16 protein-coding genes are annotated in these 14814 nt (G+C 72.9%); 12 read left to right on the top strand and 4 right to left on the bottom strand.

Annotated features, from left to right (window positions below; translation table 11 throughout):
• Window position 1: 1 nt before the first annotated feature.
• Genes ACGWYL_RS11620 through glp form a run of 3 tightly spaced genes read right to left on the bottom strand, consistent with a single transcriptional unit; the run spans window position 2 to window position 2209 of the window.
• Window positions 2–508 (bottom strand): molybdenum cofactor biosynthesis protein B, encoded by a 507-nt coding sequence (locus tag ACGWYL_RS11620; RefSeq protein ID WP_179425177.1) that lies wholly within the window; start codon window positions 506–508, stop codon window positions 2–4.
• Window positions 501–989: a cyclic pyranopterin monophosphate synthase MoaC gene (gene moaC, locus ACGWYL_RS11625; protein ID WP_269306419.1), complete on the bottom strand. Its 489-nt coding sequence runs from the start codon at window positions 987–989 to the stop codon at window positions 501–503. The genes ACGWYL_RS11620 and moaC overlap by 8 nt, the downstream gene beginning before the upstream one ends.
• The gene (gene glp / locus ACGWYL_RS11630; protein WP_395487258.1) at window positions 986–2209 is read right to left on the bottom strand and encodes a gephyrin-like molybdotransferase Glp; all 1224 of its coding nucleotides are present in this window, start codon (window positions 2207–2209) and stop codon (window positions 986–988) included. Before glp ends, moaC begins: the two co-directional genes overlap by 4 nt.
• Before the next feature lie 46 nt (window positions 2210–2255).
• On the opposite strand from glp, the gene ACGWYL_RS11635 reads away from it, so the two are divergent.
• The 5 genes from ACGWYL_RS11635 to ACGWYL_RS11655 are packed head-to-tail and all read left to right on the top strand — an operon-like array spanning window position 2256 to window position 6161.
• A complete protein-coding gene (locus ACGWYL_RS11635; protein WP_179425171.1) occupies window positions 2256–2660 on the top strand; it encodes a molybdopterin-binding protein in 405 nt (134 codons plus the stop codon).
• Entirely contained in the window at window positions 2657–3397 is a 741-nt protein-coding gene (gene modA / locus ACGWYL_RS11640) for a molybdate ABC transporter substrate-binding protein (RefSeq protein ID WP_395487259.1), read from the top strand. The genes ACGWYL_RS11635 and modA overlap by 4 nt, the downstream gene beginning before the upstream one ends.
• On the top strand, window positions 3394–4179 hold the full coding sequence (locus ACGWYL_RS11645) for an ABC transporter permease (RefSeq protein WP_395487260.1): 786 nt from the start codon (window positions 3394–3396) through the stop codon (window positions 4177–4179). Before modA ends, ACGWYL_RS11645 begins: the two co-directional genes overlap by 4 nt.
• Complete coding sequence (locus tag ACGWYL_RS11650; RefSeq protein WP_395487261.1) at window positions 4173–5195, top strand: sulfate/molybdate ABC transporter ATP-binding protein; 1023 nt, start codon at window positions 4173–4175, stop codon at window positions 5193–5195. Before ACGWYL_RS11645 ends, ACGWYL_RS11650 begins: the two co-directional genes overlap by 7 nt.
• Before the next feature lie 45 nt (window positions 5196–5240).
• Complete coding sequence (locus tag ACGWYL_RS11655) at window positions 5241–6161, top strand: tyrosine recombinase XerC (protein WP_395487262.1); 921 nt, start codon at window positions 5241–5243, stop codon at window positions 6159–6161.
• Between the two features lies 1 nt (window position 6162).
• On the opposite strand, the gene ACGWYL_RS11660 is transcribed toward ACGWYL_RS11655, so the two are convergent.
• Window positions 6163–7038 carry a peptidoglycan DD-metalloendopeptidase family protein gene (locus tag ACGWYL_RS11660; RefSeq protein ID WP_395487263.1) on the bottom strand — a complete coding sequence of 292 codons (876 nt, stop codon included), beginning with the start codon at window positions 7036–7038 and terminating at the stop codon, window positions 6163–6165.
• A 314-nt stretch (window positions 7039–7352) separates the two neighbouring features.
• On the opposite strand from ACGWYL_RS11660, the gene rpsB reads away from it, so the two are divergent.
• The 7 genes from rpsB (at window position 7353) to ACGWYL_RS11695 (ending at window position 14762) form a co-directional block, all read left to right on the top strand.
• Window positions 7353–8261, top strand: a complete 909-nt coding sequence (rpsB, locus tag ACGWYL_RS11665) for a 30S ribosomal protein S2 (RefSeq protein WP_179425153.1) — start codon at window positions 7353–7355, stop codon at window positions 8259–8261.
• 67 nt (window positions 8262–8328) lie between these two features.
• Window positions 8329–9144: a translation elongation factor Ts gene (tsf, locus tag ACGWYL_RS11670; protein ID WP_179425151.1), complete on the top strand. Its 816-nt coding sequence runs from the start codon at window positions 8329–8331 to the stop codon at window positions 9142–9144.
• 134 nt (window positions 9145–9278) lie between these two features.
• Window positions 9279–9983 carry a UMP kinase gene (gene pyrH / locus ACGWYL_RS11675; RefSeq protein WP_269306435.1) on the top strand — a complete coding sequence of 235 codons (705 nt, stop codon included), beginning with the start codon at window positions 9279–9281 and terminating at the stop codon, window positions 9981–9983.
• Between the two features lie 3 nt (window positions 9984–9986).
• Window positions 9987–10577: a ribosome recycling factor gene (gene frr, locus ACGWYL_RS11680; RefSeq protein WP_395487264.1), complete on the top strand. Its 591-nt coding sequence runs from the start codon at window positions 9987–9989 to the stop codon at window positions 10575–10577.
• Window positions 10567–11415 carry a phosphatidate cytidylyltransferase gene (locus ACGWYL_RS11685; protein ID WP_179425147.1) on the top strand — a complete coding sequence of 283 codons (849 nt, stop codon included), beginning with the start codon at window positions 10567–10569 and terminating at the stop codon, window positions 11413–11415. The genes frr and ACGWYL_RS11685 overlap by 11 nt, the downstream gene beginning before the upstream one ends.
• Window positions 11416–11418: 3 nt before the next feature.
• Complete coding sequence (locus tag ACGWYL_RS11690) at window positions 11419–13890, top strand: circularly permuted type 2 ATP-grasp protein (protein WP_395487265.1); 2472 nt, start codon at window positions 11419–11421, stop codon at window positions 13888–13890.
• Window positions 13887–14762 carry a transglutaminase N-terminal domain-containing protein gene (locus tag ACGWYL_RS11695; protein ID WP_395487266.1) on the top strand — a complete coding sequence of 292 codons (876 nt, stop codon included), beginning with the start codon at window positions 13887–13889 and terminating at the stop codon, window positions 14760–14762. The genes ACGWYL_RS11690 and ACGWYL_RS11695 overlap by 4 nt, the downstream gene beginning before the upstream one ends.
• Window positions 14763–14814: the final 52 nt, after the last annotated feature.

Raw genomic sequence — 14814 nt, forward strand, 5'->3', positions numbered from 1 at the left:
CTCAGGTGTGCAGGGGCGGGTCGTGGGGTCGCCCGTGCCCGAGCTGCTCGAGGGCATGGTCGACGATCTCGGACAGCACCTCGAGCCCTTCGCGCACCGCCCCGGTCGATCCGGCGAGGTTCACCAGGAGGGTGTGCCCGCTGATCCCGGCCGTGCCGCGCGACAGCGCCGCGTGCGGGGTCGTGCGCAGCCCGCGGGCGCGGATCGCCTCGGCGATGCCCGGCGCGGGCCGGTCGACGAGCGCGGCGGTCACCTCGGGCGTGTGGTCGTCGTCGGTGAACCCGGTGCCGCCCGTGGTGAGCACGAGGGCGCAGCCCTGGTCCACGAGGCGGCGCAGGACGTCACCGACCTCGGGACCGTCGGGGACGACGTGCGGACCCGAGACCTCGAAGCCGTGGGCCCGGCCCCACTCGGCGATCCGGGGGCCGGTGAGGTCCTCGCGCCGGCCGTCGGCGGCACGCGTGGACGAGACGACCACGCCGAGCAGGCGGGGCCGGGTGTCACTCATCGCGGGTCCAGTCGTGGGTGCCGCCAGTCTTGGCCTCGACGCGCACCTGGTCGATCACGGCGGTGTGGTCGACGGCCTTCACCATGTCGAACAGCGTCAGCGCCGCCACGCTGACGGCCGTGAGCGCCTCCATCTCGACGCCGGTGGGTGCCGTCGTGGCGACGGTCGCCTCGACCCGCACGCCCGACTCGAGGGCGCGGAAGTCGAGCGTGATCGCCGCCAGGGGGAGGGGGTGGCACATCGGCACGAGGTGCGGGGTCTGCTTCGCGGCCAGGATGCCGGCGATCCGCGCGGTGGCGAGGGCCTCGCCCTTCGGCAGGTCACCGCTCATGATCCGCTCGACGACGTCGGGCCGGGTGCGCAGCACGCCCGAGGCCGTGGCCTCGCGCCGCGTCGTGGCCTTGCCCGACACGTCGACCATGTGCGCGCTGCCGTCCTCGCGGTAGTGCGACAGCTCGTCCCCGGACCCGCTCGTGCTCATGCGATCCTCCACCACTCCACGGTATCGCCGGCGTCGAGCTCGGTGGTGTGCTCGGGGACCAGCACCAGCACGTCGGCCCGCGCGTAGGAGACCGCGAGGTGCGACCCCGCCTCGCCGACGAGGCTCACGCGACCGTCGTCGCCGAGCCGTCCCCGGCGTACCTGCAGTCGGCCGGGCGGCGACGTCAGCGGCTCGGCGAGGGCGGACGTGCCCGACGGGCGCCAGGCGACCCGGCCCGCCGCCTGGGCCAGCGCCGGGCGCAGGAACAGCTCGAACGACACCAGGACGCTGACCGGGTTCCCCGGCAGGCAGATGATCGGCACGTCGCGGTCGCCACTGCGGACCGTGCCGAGGCCCTGTGGTCCGCCGGGCTGGACGGCGACGTGGCCGAACCACGAGCCGGGCGTGCCCTCCACCACCTGCCGCACGACCTCGCGCGTTCCGGCGCTGACGCCACCGGTCGTGACGATGACGTCGTGCTCCACCGCGAGGCGGTCGAGCAGCTCACGCAGCAGCGCGGGGTCGTCGGGGACGACGTGCGTCGTGACCGGGAGGCCGAGGCTCACGGCGTGGGCGGCCAGGACGGAGGAGTTCGAGTCGGGGACGGCGCCCGTGACGAGCTCGGCCCCGGTGGCGACCACGGCGAGGCGCAGCAACGGCGCGACCTCGACCTCCGCGACACCTGACACGACGAGCGCCCCGATCGCGGCGGGCGTCAGTGGCGCGCCGGCGTCGAGCACGGTCGCGCCGGCCTCGACGTCCGACCCGGCTCGCCGCAGGAAGGTGCCGGGCTCGACCGCCTCGCCGAACTCGACCAGGCCACCGCCCTCGACCGGACCGAAGTCGCCGGGGCGGGTGCGCTCGACGGGCACGACCGCGTCGGCGCCGGGCGGGAGGGGAGCGCCCGTCATGATCGGCGCCGCGGTGCCGGGATCGAGGCGGGGCGGAACGGCGTCGCCGGCCACGACGTGGGCGACCGTGGGCAGGGTGACCGGGGTGACGCCGGCACGGGCGAGGTCCTCGGCGTGGACGGCGAATCCGTCCATCTGGCTGTTGTCGAAGCCCGGCACGTCGAGCCGTGATCGCACCGGGGTGGCGAGCCGCCCGGCGAGGGCGGCAGAGACCGCGACCGTCTCGGGCGGGTCCGTGGCTCGACGCTGAGCGGCCGCGCGGACGAGGGTCGCCACCTCCCGGACGTGCTCGTCGACGGATCTGCCCATGGTTCCTCCGGTCCGATGACGCATCTGAGCCGCTATCGTGGCAGTCATGTCTCAGGTGCGCGTCTCTGATGCCGCTGACTTCTTGGGAGTCAGCACCGACACCGTACGACGTCTGATCGCCGCGGGCCGTCTGGCCGCGGCGAAGGACGACGCCGGCCGGACCGTCGTGGACGGCCGTGGGCTGGCCGAGTACGTCAGGAGCGAGGGCCGATCGGTCGCCGATCCGACGTCGGTCTCCCGCTCCGCCCGCAACCGCTTCGTCGGCATCGTGACGGAGGTGGTGAGCGACCGGGTGATGTCCCAGGTCGAGCTGCAATGCGGCCCGCACCGGGTCGTCTCGCTCATCAGCACGGAGTCCGTCCGCGAGCTCGGTCTCGAGCCGGGAGTCGTGGCAGTGGCCGTCGTGAAGGCGACGAACGTCGCCCTCGAGACGCCGGGTGAGGGTCGATGAGGCGGCTCGGGGCCGTGCTGGTCGCGATCGCGGCGACGGGGTCCGCGTGCACGTCGAGCACGGACGCCGTTCAGGAGCGCACGCTCACCGTGTTCGCGGCCGCCTCCCTCAACCAGACCTTCACCGAGATCGCCGACCGGTTCGAGGGCGAGCACGACGGCGTCGAGGTCCGGCTGTCCTTCGGCGGCTCGTCCGACCTCGCCGCGCAGATCCTCGAGGGTGCGCCGTCCGACGTCTTCGCGGCGGCCGACGAGCGCACGATGGCACGGGTCACGGGGGCCTCCGAGGACGCGCTGGCGCCCGAGATCGTCGCGACCAACACGCTCCAGATCGCCGCGAGCCCCGACGGGAGCGTCGCGTCCGCGGACGATCTCACCGATCCAGGCACCAAGGTCGTCGTCTGCGCGCCCCAGGTGCCGTGTGGCGCGGCCACCCGGGTGCTGCTCGCGAAGAACGGCCTGAGGATCTCGGCCGTCAGCGAGGAGCAGTCGGTCACCGACGTGCTGGGCAAGGTCACCAGCGGCGAGGCCGATGCCGGGATCGTCTACCGCACGGACGTGGTCGCCGCGGGCTCCTCCGTGCGTGGCGTCGACGTGCCCGGAGCCGACGAGGTCGTCAACCGCTACCCGGCCGCGGCGCTCGATCCGGGCGACGACCTGGCGGCCGAGTTCGTCGCCTTCGCCTCCGGCCCGGAGGGTCGGCGCATCCTGTCCGAGGCGGGCTTCGGGGCACCGTGACGACACGCACCGACGTCCCGCGCTGGACCGCGATCCCGGCCGCGATCGCCGTGGCGCTGCTCGGGCTGCCGCTCGTCGGCCTCGTGCTGCGGGTCGAGTGGGCCGACTTCCTGTCCCTCGTGACGACGGAGTCCTCGCGCGCGGCGCTGGCGCTCAGCCTGCGAACCGCGGCCGCCAGCACGGTGCTGTGCGTGCTGCTCGGGGTGCCGCTCGCGCTGCTGCTCGCGCGCAGCACGGGACGCTGGGCGGCCGCCGTGCGCGCCGTGGTCCTGGTGCCGCTCGTCCTCCCGCCGGTCGTCGGGGGCATCGCCCTGCTGGCGACCTTCGGGCGGCGCGGGTGGCTCGGGGAGCACCTCGAGGCGCTCGGGATCGAGATCGCCTTCAGCACGCTGGCGGTCGTGCTGGCCCAGACGTTCGTGTCGCTGCCCTTCCTCGTGATCACGCTCGAGGGCGCGCTCCGGGCGGCGGATCCCGGATTCGCCGACGTGGCCGCGACGCTCGGTGCCTCGCCCGGACGGGTGCTGCGCCGGGTGACCATGCCGCTCGTGGCGCCCGGTCTCGTCGCCGGCGCCGTGCTCTCGTTCGCGCGGGCCCTCGGCGAGTTCGGCGCCACGGTCACGTTCGCCGGCAGCCTGCAGGGCGTCACGCGCGCGCTGCCGACCGAGATCTACCTGCAGCGCGAGGTCGATCCCGACGCCGCGACCGCGCTCGCGTTCCTGCTCGTCGCCGTCGCGGTGGTCGTGATCGCCGTCGTCCACCGGCCGGGGCGGTCTCCGTGGTGAGCCTCGGCGCGCGCCTGCGAGATCCGGTGCGCGACGTCGACCTGGAGGTCGCGGTGGCGTCGGGGGAGACCCTCGCCGTCATGGGGCCGAACGGCGCGGGCAAGTCCACCCTGCTCGCCACCATCGCGGGTCTGCTGAGGCCGGCGGAGGCGGAGGTCGTCGTGGGCGACCGCGTGCTCGCGGGGGACGGCACGTGGGTGCGTCCGCACCTGCGCTCCGTGGCGCTGCTCGGTCAGCAGCCACGGCTGTTCCCCCACCTGACGGTCCGGCAGAACGTCGCCTTCGGGCTGCGCGGCGACCCCGAGGACGTCGAGCACTGGCTCGGGCTGGTCGGCGCGCGGGAGCTGGGCGACCGACGCCCTCGCGAGCTGTCCGGGGGCCAGGCCCAGCGCGTCGCCATCGCCCGCGCCCTGGCCGTGCGCCCGGACGTCGTGCTGCTGGACGAGCCCCTCGCGGCCCTCGACGTGGAGGCGGTCCCCGAGATCCGTCGTCTGCTGCGCCACGTCCTGGAAGGGAGCACGGCCGTGCTGGTGACCCACGATCCGCTGGACGCGCTGGCGCTCGCGGATCGAGCGGTCATCGTGGAGCGCGGCCGTGTGGTGCACGAGGGGCCGGTCCGCGACGTGCTGGCCCATCCGCGCAGCGCGTTCGGCGCGGCCCTGGCCGGGGTGAACCTCGTGGACGGGGTCGCCCTCGCGGCCGACCGGATGAGGACGGCGGACGGCCGCGAGCTCACCGGCACGCCCACGGGTGGCCTTCTCGCCGGCGCGGGCGCCACGGCCACCTTCTCTCCGTCGGCGGTGGCCGTACACCGCGAGCATCCGAGCGGCAGCCCGCGGAACGTGCTGACCGGCACGGTCCTCGGCGTCGAGGTCCGGGGCACGACGTGCCGCGTCGAGATCTCGGGATGGCTCGCCGATGTCACCACCGCGGCCGTGGCCGAGCTCGAGCTCGAGCCGGGCCGCGAGGTCTGGCTGAGCATCAAGGCCACCGAGGTCCACCTCCACCCCGCCTGACCGCGCCTCCCGACGATCGCGCGACGCCGGTGCGAGAGTGGGGGAGTGAGTGACTTCTCCGAGGCCTGGGCGCGCACGCTGGCCGACTACGAGCGTCACCTCGTGCAGGAGCGCGACCTGTCCGACCACACGGTGCGGGCCTACCTGACCGACCTCGCGAGCCTCGCCGAGCACGCGACGCTGATGCGGGTGGACGACCCGTCAGGCATGACGATCCGGACCCTGCGCAGCTGGCTCGCGAACCTGCAGACGCGTGGCAAGGCGCGCACGACGATGGCCCGACGCTCGACCGCGGCGCGGGTGTTCACCGCGTGGATGGAGCGCACCGGCCGTGCCGCGACGGACGCCGGGGCCCTGCTCGCGGCGCCCAAGGCGCACCGGTCGCTGCCGCCCGCGCTCAGCCAGGCCGACATGCGCGGCGTGGTGGACGCGATCGTCGAGTCGATCGACGACGACAGCCCGGTGGGTCTGCGGGATCTCGCGGTGATCGAGCTGCTGTGGGCGACGGGCATCCGCGTGGGCGAGCTGGTCGGCGCGGACGTCGACGACCTGGACGCGTCACGACGCGTCCTGCGCGTCATGGGCAAGGGCTCGAAGGAGCGGATGGTGCCGTACGGCGTTCCCGCGCAGGACGCCGTCGCCGCGTGGCTGGAACGAGGACGGCCCGCGCTCGCGGTGCCCGGCAGCGGACCCGCCCTCTTCCTCGGGGCTCGCGGCGGCCGCGTCGACGCGCGTGTGGTGCGCCGCATCGTGCACGACCGCGTGGCCGCCGTTCCCGACGCGCCGGACGTCGGTCCGCACGGGCTGCGGCACACGGCCGCCACGCACCTCCTCGAGGGTGGGGCGGACCTGCGCTCCGTGCAGGAGCTGCTCGGGCACGCGTCCCTCGGGACGACGCAGATCTACACGCACGTCAGCGCCGACCGGCTGCGCGCCGCGTACGCCCAGGCGCACCCGCGAGCTTGACTCACCGGGCGGCGAGCGGGTCGACGGGCCGCCCGTCGACGAGTCTCATGAAGTGCAGGTGGCAGCCCGTCGAGTACCCGGTCGAGCCGACGCGCCCCACGACGGTGCCGGCGCCGACGCGCTGGCCCGGGCGCACCGTGACCGACCCGAGGTGGGAGTAGGAGGTCGCGACGCCCCCGGCGTGCTCGACCTGCACCTGCAGGCCGTACCCGCCGCGGAACCCGGCGTGGCCGACCTCGCCCGCCGCCACCGCGGGGACGGGGGTCCCGCACGGCGCCCCGACGTCCACCCCGTCGTGCAGCTTCCGCACGCCCGTGACGGGGTGCACCCGCATCCCGAACGCGGACGTCACGGGACCGTCGATCGGCAGGTCGCCGGTGCCGACGTCCGGCGGCTCGGGGACCTCGCCGTCGGGGTCGATGAGACGGTAGGCGCCGGCGGTGGCGAGGAGGTCGGCCGGGTCGAGGTACTCGTCGCCGCGCAGCCGCCCCAGGTTCAGGCACGTGCGACGGCACGACGGGTGGTCGCCGAGGAGCCGCCCGATGGGCTGGCCCGCGGTGACCGCGTCGCCGACGCGCACGGACGGCGCGACGGGCTGGTAGGTGGAGCGCTCCCCGCCGTGCTCGATCGTGATCGTCCAGATCCCGGCGACGCGTCCCGCGAACGCCACCCGACCCACGGCGACGGCCCGGACCGTCTGACCGACGCGTCCGGGGATGTCGACACCGCGGTGCCCGGCCCCGTACTCGGACGACGGTGGGTCGAAGGGCCGCTCGATCGTGTGGTCGCCCAGCGGCCACGTCCACGGGGCGGCCACGGCGGGCGACGCGAGCATGAGGGTGAGCAGGAGCGGGACGAGGAGGAGGGCACGGCGCATGCCCCGAGCCAACCGATCCGGGAGCCTGGGCGGAACCGCCGGCGTGGACCCTGTGGACCGCGCAACCCGGGCCGCACGACCCTGTGGAGATCGCCGCTTCGGCCCACCGTGGCACCGATTTCCTCGGGAGAGGTGCCGTGGACTAGACTTGGTTCGATCCGTCCACCGGACGGAAATTCGCGTGTCCTCTCCCGTGACGTGAGCAACCGAACGGGGCGCGATCCAGGTCCCATCCGTCGATGGGTGGCCCGCGTCGGACACCAGGGCGTCGCCGACCGGCGATGCGACAACTTGGTTTGAAAGGAAGTACGGCCATGGCCGTCGTCACCATGCGTCAGCTGCTCGAGAGCGGCGTCCACTTCGGGCACCAGACCCGTCGCTGGAACCCCAAGATGAAGCGATTCATCATGACCGAGCGCAACGGCATCTACATCATCGACCTCCAGCAGTCGCTGTCGTACATCGACTCGGCGTACGAGTTCGTCAAGAGCACCGTCGCCCGCGGCGGCACGATCCTGTTCGTCGGCACGAAGCGCCAGGCGCAGGAGCCCGTCGAGGAGCAGGCCAAGCGCGTCGGCATGCCCTACGTCAACCAGCGTTGGCTCGGCGGCATGCTCACCAACTACTCCACGATGTCCGCGCGCCTCCAGCGCATGAAGGAGCTCGAGGAGATCGACTTCGACGACGTGGCGGGCTCGAACCGCACGAAGAAGGAACTCCTTCAGATGCGTCGCGAGTACACCAAGCTCAACCGCACCCTCGGCGGCATCCGCGACATGGGCCGCGTGCCCAACGCCGTGTGGATCGTCGACACCAAGAAGGAGCACCTCGCGGTCGACGAGGCCAAGAAGCTCAACATCCCGATCGTCGCGATCCTGGACACCAACTGCGACCCTGACGACGTCGACTACCCGATCCCGGGCAACGACGACGCCATCCGCTCGGTGGGCCTGCTGACCCGCGTCATCGCCGACGCGGTCGCCGACGGCCTCATGTCGCGCGGTGGCGCCAAGACGGGCGAGGAGGCCCCGGGCCAGGAGCTCGGTGCCGAGGAGCCCATGGCCGACTGGGAGAAGGAGCTGCTCGCCTCGAAGGCCGAGCAGCCCGCCGAGGCCGCTGCCGCTGAGGCGCCCGCCGCCGAGGCCCCCGCCGCCGACGCGCCGGCCGCCGAGACCGCCGAGGCGCCCGCCGCCGACGCGGCCGAGGCTCCCGCCGAGTCCTGAGTCACTCCGACCATCTGCCGGCCCGACGCGATCCGTCGGGCCGGCACCACCAGAACCGAGGTTGAACATGGCAATCACTGCTGCCGATGTGAAGAAGCTCCGCGACGCCACGGGCGCGGGCATGATGGACGCCAAGAAGGCCCTCACCGAGGCTGACGGCGACTTCGACAAGGCCGTCGAGGTCCTGCGGATCTCGGGCGCGGCCAAGGCCGCCAAGCGCGGTGCCGAGCGCGAGGCCTCCTCGGGCCTCGTCGCCAACGCCGGCTCGGCCCTGGTCGAGCTCAACTCCGAGACCGACTTCGTCGCGAAGAACGACCAGTTCATCGCGCTGGCCGAGCGCCTGGCCACCGCGGCCGACGCCGCCAAGCCGGCGAACGCCGAGGAGTTCGCGCAGGTCACCCTCGACGACGGCAAGACCGTCGCCGAGACGATCAGCGCCCTCGCCGCCGTCATCGGCGAGAAGCTCGAGCTCGGTCGCGTCAGCGCCCTCTCGGGTCAGGTCGCCACCTACATGCACCGTCGCGCCAGCGACCTGCCGCCGGCCGTCGGCGTGCTCGTCGAGTACGAGGGCGACAACGTCGACGCCGCCCGCGGTGTCGCGATGCAGATCGCGGCCATGCGCCCGCGCTGGCTGACCCGCGAGGACGTCCCCGCCGACCTCGTCGCCAAGGAGCGCGAGATCGCCGAGGCCACGGCCAAGGAGGAGGGCAAGCCCGAGCAGGCCCTGCCCAAGATCGTCGAGGGTCGCGTCAACGGCTTCTTCAAGGAGAACGTCCTCCTGGAGCAGTCCAGCGTCACCGACAACAAGAAGACCGTGAAGGCCGTCGCCGACGAGGCCGGCATCACCGTCAAGGGCTTCAGCCACATCGAGGTCGGCGCCTGAGTCGCACCACGATCGTCGAGGGCCCCGCGGAGCGATCCGCGGGGCCCTCGTGCGTCTGCGGCGCGCGTCACAGCCCTCGCGCGATGCCCATGTCGGCTGCGCTCCGGGGCCGGTCATCGGATAATCTCGTACCCATGGCTCGCCGCGTACTCCTCAAGCTCTCCGGTGAGGTCTTTGGAGGAGGTGCGATCGGCATCGACCCCGACGTCGTCAACGACGCGGCCGCCCAGGTCGCCGCCGCCGTCCGTGACGGCGTGCAGGTCGCGATCGTCGTCGGTGGCGGCAACTTCTTCCGCGGGGCCGAGCTCAGCCAGCGGGGCATGGAACGTGCCCGCGCCGACTACATCGGCATGCTCGGCACCGTCATGAACGCGCTCGCGCTGCAGGACTTCATCGAGAAGCAGGGCGTCGAGACGCGCGTGCAGTCCGCCATCGCGATGGCCCAGGTGGCCGAGCCCTACATCCCGCGCCGCGCCATCCGCCACATGGAGAAGGGCCGGGTCGTGATCTTCGGCGCCGGCGCCGGCATGCCGTACTTCTCCACCGACACGGTCTCGGCCCAGCGCGCGCTGGAGATCAAGGCCGACGTCGTGCTGATGAGCAAGAACGGCGTCGACGGGGTCTACGACTCCGACCCGCGCCGCAACCCCGAGGCCCAGCGCTTCGACAGCCTGACCTTCAACGAAGCCCTCCAGCGCAATCTCCAGGTCGTCGACGCGGCCGCGTTCGCGCTGTGCATGGAGAACGAACTGCCCATGATGGTGTTCAACATGAACGACGAGGGCGCGGTCACCCGCGCCCTGCGTGGTGAGATGATCGGAACACTCGTCCACGCCTGAGGCATGGACACCCCCGACGATGCAACGGAGCATGACGTGATCGACGAGACACTGCGCGATGCCGAGACCCGGATGAAGAAGGCGGTCGAGCACACTCGCGACGAGTTCGAGGCCATCCGGACCGGACGCGCCCACCCGGCGATGTTCGCCCAGATCACCGCCGACTACTACGGCACGCCCACGCCGCTGCAGCAGCTGGCGGGCTTCCAGGTGCCCGAGGCGCGCACCGTCATCATCGCCCCCTACGACCTCGGCGCGAAGTCGGCCATCGAGAAGGCCATCCGCGACTCCGACCTCGGCGTCAACCCGTCCGACGACGGCAAGGTGCTGCGCGTGACGCTGCCCGAGCTCACCGAGGAGCGCCGCAAGGAGTACATCAAGCTCGCGCGCTCCAAGGCCGAGGACGGCCGCATCGCCGTGCGCGGCGTGCGTCGCAGCGCCAAGCAGGCGCTCGACAAGGCCGAGAAGGACTCCGAGATCAGCAAGGACGACAACACCGGGGCCGAGAAGCGTCTCGACGGTCTGACGAAGAAGCACGTCGACGAGATCGACGACGCGCTGAAGGCCAAAGAGGCAGAGCTCCTTGACGTCTGAGGGCCCGACTCCCGACTCGGCCGCCGCCAAGAAGACCGGGAGGGCCGGCCGCGACCTGCGCGCGGCCATCACGGTCGGCGTCAGCCTGGTCGCCCTGGTCCTGCTGTCCCTGTTCTGGGTCAAGGATCTGTTCGGCGTCGTCGCCGCTGTCGCGCTCGTCGTGGCGGCGCTCGAGATCGCCCGTGCGCTCGGCACGGCCGGCATCCGGGTGCCGCTGCCGCCGGTGCTCGTGGGCGGCGTCGCCATGCTCGTGGTGGCGTTCTACGACGACATGGACACCGCCGCGGCGGTCATGGCGCTCACCGTGATCGCGACGATGGCCTGGCGGCTGCGCTCGGGCAGCGACGGCTTCGTCCGCGACGCGACGGCGGGCGTCTTCCTGCTGTCCTACCTGTTCCTCATGGGCACGTTCGTCATGCGCATGCTCGCCGCCGACGACGGCCCGTGGCGCGTCGTGGCGTTCATCCTGGTGACGATCGCCTCCGACATCGGCGGCTACGCCGCGGGCGTCCTGTTCGGCAAGCACCCGATGGCGCCGACGATCTCGCCGAAGAAGTCCTGGGAGGGCTTCGCCGGCTCGCTGCTCGCGGGCATCGCGTGCGGCATCCTCGTGGTCGTCTACGCGCTCGAGGGCCCGTGGTGGGCCGGCCTGCTGCTCGGCGTCGCCGGAGTCTGCTTCGCCACTCTCGGCGACCTGTGCGAGTCGCTCATCAAGCGGGACCTCGGCATCAAGGACATGGGCGACCTGCTGCCCGGCCACGGTGGACTGATGGACCGGCTCGACTCGCTCATCGCCGTCGCGCCCGTCGCGTACCTGGTGATGTACCTGCTGGTCTGACCCATGACCGTCCTGCGTGACTACGCCGCCTCGGTGATCCAGCCGGCGCTGGGTCAGACGGCCGCCCTCTACGACGAGGTGGCCAGCCCCGACGGCACGCTGCGCACGTCGTGGAAGCGGCTCGCCGCCGAGGCCGTCGACCTGACCCTGCCCGAGCTCAACCGGGTGGGCGACGAGATCGCGCGGCTGCTCGCCGACGAGGGCGTGGTCTACACGCCCCCGGGCGCCGACCAGCAGGCGTGGCGACTCGACCCCGTGCCGCTCGTCATCGCGCCCGAGGAGTGGTCGGTCCTGGAGAAGGGCCTGGCACAGCGCGCCGAGCTGCTGAACGCGATCTCGCGCGACCTCTACGGCCCGCAGGAGCTGCTCGCGAGCGGCACGCTGCCCGCGAGCATCGTGTTCGGTCACAGCGGCTTCCTGCGCGTGGTGGCGCGGGCCAGCGCCGACCACCGCCGCCAGCTCGTCGTCACGGGCACCGACCTCGGGCGCACGCCGTCGGGGGAGTGGCAGGTCATCGCCGACCGCACGCAGGCGCCGTCCGGGATCGGCTTCGCGATGGAGAACCGCCGTGTCCTGTCGCGCGTGCTGCCCGTCGCCTACCGCGAGGCCGGCCTGCACCGGCTCGCCCCCTTCTTCCAGGCGCTGCGCGTGGCGCTGACGCAGGTGGCGCCCGACGGGCGAGAGCACCCGCGGGTCGTGGTGCTCTCGCCCGGTCCCACGTCCGAGACGGCCTACGACCAGGCGTTCCTCGCCACCACGCTCGGCTTCCCGCTCGTGGAGGGCAGCGACCTCGTCGCGCGCGACGGCGCGATCTGGATGCGCGTCCTCGGCCGGCTGGAGCAGGTCGACGTGATCCTGCGTCGTGTGGACGCCGAGTGGAGCGACCCGCTCGAGCTGCGCGGCGAGTCGCAGCTGGGTGTCACGGGCCTCACGGAGGCGGTTCGGCGCGGAACCGTGACGGTCGTCAACGGGCTCGGCTCCGGTGTGCTGGAGAACGCGGCCCTGCTGCCGTTCATGTCCGCGATGTGCGAGCGCCTGCTGGACGAGCCGCTGCGGCTCTCCAACGTGCCCACGGTCTGGGCCGGCACCCCCGAGGGACGCGACCAGGTGCTCGACCGGCTCGACGAGCTCGTGGTCCGCCGGATCGATCCGCCCTTCGTGCCCGAGGCGCTGACGCGCGAGCAGCTCGTCACCGCGATCCTCGCCGAGCCGTACCGCTACGTGGGCCAGGAGCGCGCGGCCGTGTCGGTCTCGCCCACGCTCGACCGCGGCCGCCTGCAGCCGCACGCGCTCACCCTGCGCGCGTTCACGCTGCGGCACGGCTCCAGCTACCGCCCGATGATCGGCGGCCTCGCCACGGCGGCACCCGTGGGCACCGAGTCCGACGAGGTCGGCGTCAGCAAGGACGTCTGGGTGCTCAAGGAGTCGCCGGACGAGCCCGACCAGGGACTGCTCGACTCGCTGCAGGTCGCCCACGTGCGGGCTCCCGTCACGCCGGTGCCGCGCGTCCTCGACGACCTGTTCTGGCTGGGCCGCTACGCCGAGCGCGTCGAGGACCTGCTGCGGCTCGCGATCGTCACGCACGAGCTCGCCGAGGACTTCCAGGGGCGCGCGCACTCCAGTGGCGGCCGCACCCTGTCCGTCGTCGCGCAGGTCCTGCGCTCGCTCAGCCCGTCGCCGTTCGACGCGCAGGACTTCGAGGGCGACCTGCGGTCGCTGCTGCTCGACACCCGGCGCCCCGGCTCCGTGGCCCAGACCGTGGCGCGCCTCAAGGAGATCGCCCAGAGCGTCCGCGACCAGGTCTCGCCCGACCTCTTCCGCGTGTTCGGCGCGATGGACCGCGCCCGCGGCGCGCTGGCGGCCAACCCGCACGGCTGGCAGATCGGCGAGAGCGCGGGCCGCATGCTCACCGACGTGCTCGCCCTGCACGGCGTCACGGGCAACATGGTGCGCGACGAGGGCTGGCACCTCATGGAGATCGGGCGCGGCATCGAGCGCAGCCTCCAGCTGTGCCACCTCGTCGGTCCCACCCTGTCGGTGCGGCGCGGGATCGACGTCGATCGCGACGTGCACCTGGCGGTGCTGCAGGCGGCCGAGAGCGCGATCACGCACCGACGGCGTCACCGCGGGGTGGTCCGTGGCGCCTCGGTGCTCGACCTGCTGCTCCTCGACGAGACGAATCCCCGGTCGCTCGCCTTCAACCTGCGCGCCATCGACGCCTCGCTCGCGACCCTGCCGGGCTCCAGCGGGGCGAGCCGTCCTGAGCGGCTCGTGGACGACCTGCTCGAGGAGCTCGAGCGTCTCGATGTCGCGGCGCTCATGTCGATCGAGGGTGAGAGCCGGCCGAACTTCGTGCGGTTCGCGCAGGCCACCGGGCAGCAACTGATGCGTCTGTCCGACGCGGTAGCCGAGGTGCACTTCGCGGCCGCGCCCACGCCGCGGGCGTTGGCGCTGTCGGCGGGAGGTGGCGCATGAGGTACCGGGTCTGGCACCGCACCACCTACACGTACGACGAGGACGTCTCGAACAGCTACGGCATCGCCCACGTCGTCCCGCGCTCCACGTCGTGGCAGCGGGTGGACGACGTCGACGTGCGGATCGAGCCGACCCCGGGCGACGCATCGCGAGACACCGACTTCTACGGCAACGCGGTGACGTACTTCCAGGTCACCGAGCCGCACCGTACGCTCGTCGTCGACGCCACGAGCGAGGTCGAGGTGCAGGTGCCCACGTACGACGCCGACGCCCTCGCGACGCCGTGGGAGCTGGCGCGTCCGGGGGAGCGGCCCGACGTGCCCGACGCGTGGCGCGCGGTGGACTTCGCGCTCCCGTCGACCCTCGTCGACCAGACCGAGCAGGCCCGCGCGTACGCGGCCGAGTCGCTCACGGCCGGACGCCCGGTGGGCGAGGCCGTCACCGAGCTGATGCACCGCATCCATGCCGACTTCCGCTACGACAAGACCGCCACCACCGTCACCAGCAGGATCGACGACGTCTTCGAGCAGCGCGCCGGCGTCTGCCAGGACTTCGCCCACCTCACGCTCTCGTGCCTGCGCTCGCACGGGCTCGCCGTCGCCTACGTGAGCGGCTACCTGGCCACCACGCCGCCGCCGGGGCGCGAGCGGGTCGTCGGGGCCGACGCCTCGCACGCCTGGGCCGCCGTCTGGCTGCCCAACGGCAGCTGGCTCGCGCTGGATCCCACCAACGACCACTGGGCCGACGACCGCTACGTCACGGTGGCGCGGGGTCGCGACTACAAGGACGTGCCGCCGGTGAAGGGCATCATCTACACCGACGCGCGCTCGTCCTCGCTCGACGTCCAGGTGGACGTGGCACCGCTCGTGTGACCCACGCCCTGTGGGCTCGAAGTGGCGCGCCCGCGGCTGTCGGGGTTGGGTG

It is taken from the genome of Aeromicrobium sp. JJY06, assembly GCF_044069275.1.
Lineage (GTDB): Bacteria > Actinomycetota > Actinomycetes > Propionibacteriales > Nocardioidaceae > Aeromicrobium > Aeromicrobium tamlense.

Excerpts from the sequence above, each read along its gene's own strand:
- ACGWYL_RS11635 (WP_179425171.1), top strand. The coding sequence starts at position 2,256 with ATGTCTCAGGTGCGCGTCTCTGATGCCGCTGACTTCTTGGGAGTCAGC.
- modA (WP_395487259.1), top strand. The coding sequence starts at position 2,657 with ATGAGGCGGCTCGGGGCCGTGCTGGTCGCGATCGCGGCGACGGGGTCC.
- ACGWYL_RS11620 (WP_179425177.1), bottom strand. The coding sequence starts at position 508 with ATGAGTGACACCCGGCCCCGCCTGCTCGGCGTGGTCGTCTCGTCCACG.
- ACGWYL_RS11695 (WP_395487266.1), top strand. The coding sequence starts at position 13,887 with ATGAGGTACCGGGTCTGGCACCGCACCACCTACACGTACGACGAGGAC.
- glp (WP_395487258.1), bottom strand. The coding sequence starts at position 2,209 with ATGGGCAGATCCGTCGACGAGCACGTCCGGGAGGTGGCGACCCTCGTC.
- moaC (WP_269306419.1), bottom strand. The coding sequence starts at position 989 with ATGAGCACGAGCGGGTCCGGGGACGAGCTGTCGCACTACCGCGAGGAC.
- rpsB (WP_179425153.1), top strand. The coding sequence starts at position 7,353 with ATGGCCGTCGTCACCATGCGTCAGCTGCTCGAGAGCGGCGTCCACTTC.
- pyrH (WP_269306435.1), top strand. The coding sequence starts at position 9,279 with ATGGCTCGCCGCGTACTCCTCAAGCTCTCCGGTGAGGTCTTTGGAGGA.
- ACGWYL_RS11660 (WP_395487263.1), bottom strand. The coding sequence starts at position 7,038 with ATGCGCCGTGCCCTCCTCCTCGTCCCGCTCCTGCTCACCCTCATGCTC.
- ACGWYL_RS11690 (WP_395487265.1), top strand. The coding sequence starts at position 11,419 with ATGACCGTCCTGCGTGACTACGCCGCCTCGGTGATCCAGCCGGCGCTG.
- tsf (WP_179425151.1), top strand. The coding sequence starts at position 8,329 with ATGGCAATCACTGCTGCCGATGTGAAGAAGCTCCGCGACGCCACGGGC.
- frr (WP_395487264.1), top strand. The coding sequence starts at position 9,987 with ATGGACACCCCCGACGATGCAACGGAGCATGACGTGATCGACGAGACA.